Here is a 3,019-nt window from a genome sequence, read left to right as displayed (position 1 = left end):
CGGTGCCGGCCTGAACGACACCGCCCGCGCTCGCACCGCTCACATCGCCCTATCGGCCCGCGAACAACGCTGACTTCTTCAACACAATCGGCCCAATTGCGGACATTGGCTATATCGCATAGATCGAAGCTGTGGCGTACCGAACGAGAACAAAGACACGCGCAGCAGGTTGCGGCCTGATGCTCGCGCTTTTCATTGTTTTGCCGGGACTATATATCGCGAGTGGCCCCTATACCGAGACATTGCCTCGCCCATTTAACTCCAAAATTTGGAAGTCGACCGATACTTGGGGCGAGACAAGATGCTCGATGCTTGTTGATCTTCGCGGACGGATTGGCGTGCAAGGCAAGACGCGAGCTGAGATTGCGGAGTTACTTGGTCCAGAGGACGATGAAGATGCAGATGCTAGCCTTAGCCACTGGCACCTTTGTCCCAGTTTCATGGATGTGTGGATTTTGGAAGTTCGCTGGAAAGATGGAGTGGCGGTTGATTCGTGGGTTCGGGATACCTGACGAAAGTCCGCTTGCCACCAATTCCGGCCATTCACGTCAAATGAGCCTACGCCCTCACGGGGTCTGGGGCCCACCGCCCCAGCCGCCGGAGGCCCTTCTCCAAACCCCCTGGCCCTACCGCAAAAACGGCGCCGCCACCGCCGCCGGCACCCGCAACAGCCGCCGCGTTTCCGCATTGAGCAGCGCCCAGATCGTCAGCGCCCGCGCCCGCAGCCTGCCGTCCTCGCCGATGATCTCCACGTGCCTGTCGAAGCGCGCGCCGCTCGGCGTCCCCACCCAGGTCGTCGCCGTCACCGTCTCGCCCTCGAGCACGGCGGCGCGATAGTCGATCTCGTGGCGGCTCACCACCCAGATGAAGCGGTCGCGGTGCTCGGGCGCCGCCACCGCCTGCCAGTGCGCCACCGCCACCGCCTGCACCCAGCGGAGGTAGACGGCGTTGTTGACATGCCCCAGCTCGTCGATGTCCGCCGCCTCGGCGCGGAGCTGCAGGCTGAAGCTGGTGCGATCGGCGGGCGGCGGCATCAGGCGCGCACCCCCATCCCGGCTTTGTAAAACAGCGGATTTGCATCGGTCTTGTCCACGCGCGCCCTCCATTTCACCGGCAGCCATGCAAAAGCAGTCCATACACGGCGGGGACCGCCACCGCGACATGCGACGGACGCCGCGACCCGGTGTCTGCCGACCCCTTTGGCAACATCGGGTCCCGGCCGGTCCCATCGTCGATGTCTGATGCCTCAGGCTGTTGCGATGGTGCCGCCGTCGATCTCAAGCTCGCTCGCCAACCGTAGCGTACGCATCGGCATCTGCTCCATTTTCCGGAACGTCTTGGCTTTCACGGGGCTTGTCGGATACAGTCCTCTTCATCGGGGCGTCTTCACAACTGACGGACAGCCCCGCTTGCCAGACGATTTCCGACCTTCCCGACGCACATTGTTGCTGGCAGCCCCCGCCTTGGCGGCGATGCCGTCCGGCCGTGTCGCGGCGCAACCGACCTTGGGTGAATATCTCATCCAGGGCGCAACTGTGCTCACCATGGTGCCCGGCACGCCCATGCTGGCCGATCATGATGTCCACGTCCGGGGTCGCCAGGTGGTGGCCGTCGGGCCGCGCATCACAGCACCGGCAGCCGAGCGCATCGATGCACGCGGCGCGATCGTGCTGCCCGGGCTGGTCGATACCCATTGGCATGTCTGGACGACATTGCTCGGCAACCTCGCCGACAGCAGCAGCGAAGCCAGCGGCTATTTCGCGATGACCGGCCGCCTCGGTCGTCGCTTCGGCCCGGCCGAGATGCGGCTCGCCGCCCTGCTCGCCGCTGCCGATGCCATCGATCACGGCATCACCACGGTTCATGACTGGTGCCACAATATCCGCAGCCCGGATCATGCCCGCGCAGCGCTCGCGGGGCTGCGCGAGAGCGGCCTTCGCGCACGCTTCTCCTACGGCGCCACGCGCGAGACGCCCTTCGACCGCCCCCTCGATGCCGCCGACTTCACCCGCCTGCACGATGCGTGGGACGAATGGTCGAGCGAGGGACGGCTGACCCTCGGCCTCGGCTGGCGCGGGGTGATGGCGACGGTGGAGGACCGTCCGGCCGCGGTCCCCGAAGCCGTCTGGCGCGCCGACCTCGCCTTGGCGCGCGACCGGGGGCTGCCGGTCAGCGTGCACGCCAACAACAGCGCCGCCAACCAGGGCCATATCCGGGAATTGGCCGGGCGCGGCCTGCTCGGCCGGGACATGCAACTCGTCCATGCGGTCAACGCACAGGCGGACGAGATCGACGCCGTCGCGCGCGAAGGGGCGAGTGTTTCGCTGGCACCGTCATCCGAGTTCGCGGTGGGCTTCGGCGTGCCCCCGGTCGCGGCGCTTCGCCGCGCGGGCGTGGCCATCTCGGCCTCGATCGACACCCCGGCGCTGGTTGGCGCTGCCGATCTGCTGCGCGAATTGCGGATCATCCAGGGCCTCGCCAACGCGCAGACCGGCAACGAGATGGCGATGAAGCCGCTCGATGCGCTCGCGATCGGCACTCGCGGCGGTGCGGCGGCGCTGGGGCTGGGAGAAATCACCGGAACGCTGGCACCGGGCAAGCGTGCCGACCTCATCATGGTCCGTCGCGATGCGCGGGCACTGCAGCCGCACGCCGATCCTGCAACGCTCATCCTGCGCTCGGTCCGTCCGTCCGACATCAGGCTGGTCATGGTCGATGGCACCATCCTGAAGCGCGATGGCCAGCTCACGCGCATCGACCGTTCGCTGCTCGCAACCGAAGTCGCCGGAACAAGCGCCAGGTTGTTCACATGATCGAACTCACGATCAACGGCGCCCCTCATCGCTTCGAAGGCGATCCCGCCGAGCCGCTGCTCTACGTCCTCCGCGACGATCTCGGCCTGTACGCCGCCCGGTTCGGCTGTGTGAACTGCCCCGGGTTTACCGGAGGGTAAAACCCTCAGAGGATACCCATCATGGTAGAGAAGAAAAAAGCATCGCCGTATTCGCCGGAATTTCGT

At 66.0% G+C, this 3,019-nt stretch carries 4 protein-coding genes; 3 read left to right on the top strand and 1 reads right to left on the bottom strand.

All coding sequences use genetic code 11. The annotated features are described in order from the left end of the window. The first annotated feature begins 179 nt into the window (after positions 1-179). On the top strand, positions 180-512 hold the full coding sequence (locus FHS79_RS18425; RefSeq protein ID WP_184203301.1) for a hypothetical protein: 333 nt from the start codon (positions 180-182) through the stop codon (positions 510-512). Positions 513-626: 114 nt separating this feature from the next. Here FHS79_RS18425 and FHS79_RS18420 read toward each other — a convergent pair whose 3' ends face one another. Then, entirely contained in the window at positions 627-1,034 is a 408-nt protein-coding gene (locus FHS79_RS18420) for an acyl-CoA thioesterase (RefSeq protein ID WP_184203299.1), read from the bottom strand. A 411-nt stretch (positions 1,035-1,445) separates the two neighbouring features. On the opposite strand from FHS79_RS18420, the gene FHS79_RS18415 reads away from it, so the two are divergent. Together FHS79_RS18415 and FHS79_RS18410 are read left to right on the top strand one after the other, a co-directional pair. After that, complete coding sequence (locus FHS79_RS18415) at positions 1,446-2,813, top strand: amidohydrolase family protein (RefSeq protein WP_184203297.1); 1,368 nt, start codon at positions 1,446-1,448, stop codon at positions 2,811-2,813. Next, on the top strand, positions 2,810-2,953 hold the full coding sequence (locus FHS79_RS18410) for a (2Fe-2S)-binding protein (RefSeq protein WP_184203295.1): 144 nt from the start codon (positions 2,810-2,812) through the stop codon (positions 2,951-2,953). The genes FHS79_RS18415 and FHS79_RS18410 overlap by 4 nt, the downstream gene beginning before the upstream one ends. Positions 2,954-3,019: the final 66 nt, after the last annotated feature.

Source organism: Polymorphobacter multimanifer (assembly GCF_014205635.1).
Classification (GTDB): Bacteria; Pseudomonadota; Alphaproteobacteria; order Sphingomonadales; family Sphingomonadaceae; genus Sandarakinorhabdus; species Sandarakinorhabdus multimanifer.
This window is presented reverse-complemented; position numbering and strand designations above follow the sequence as displayed.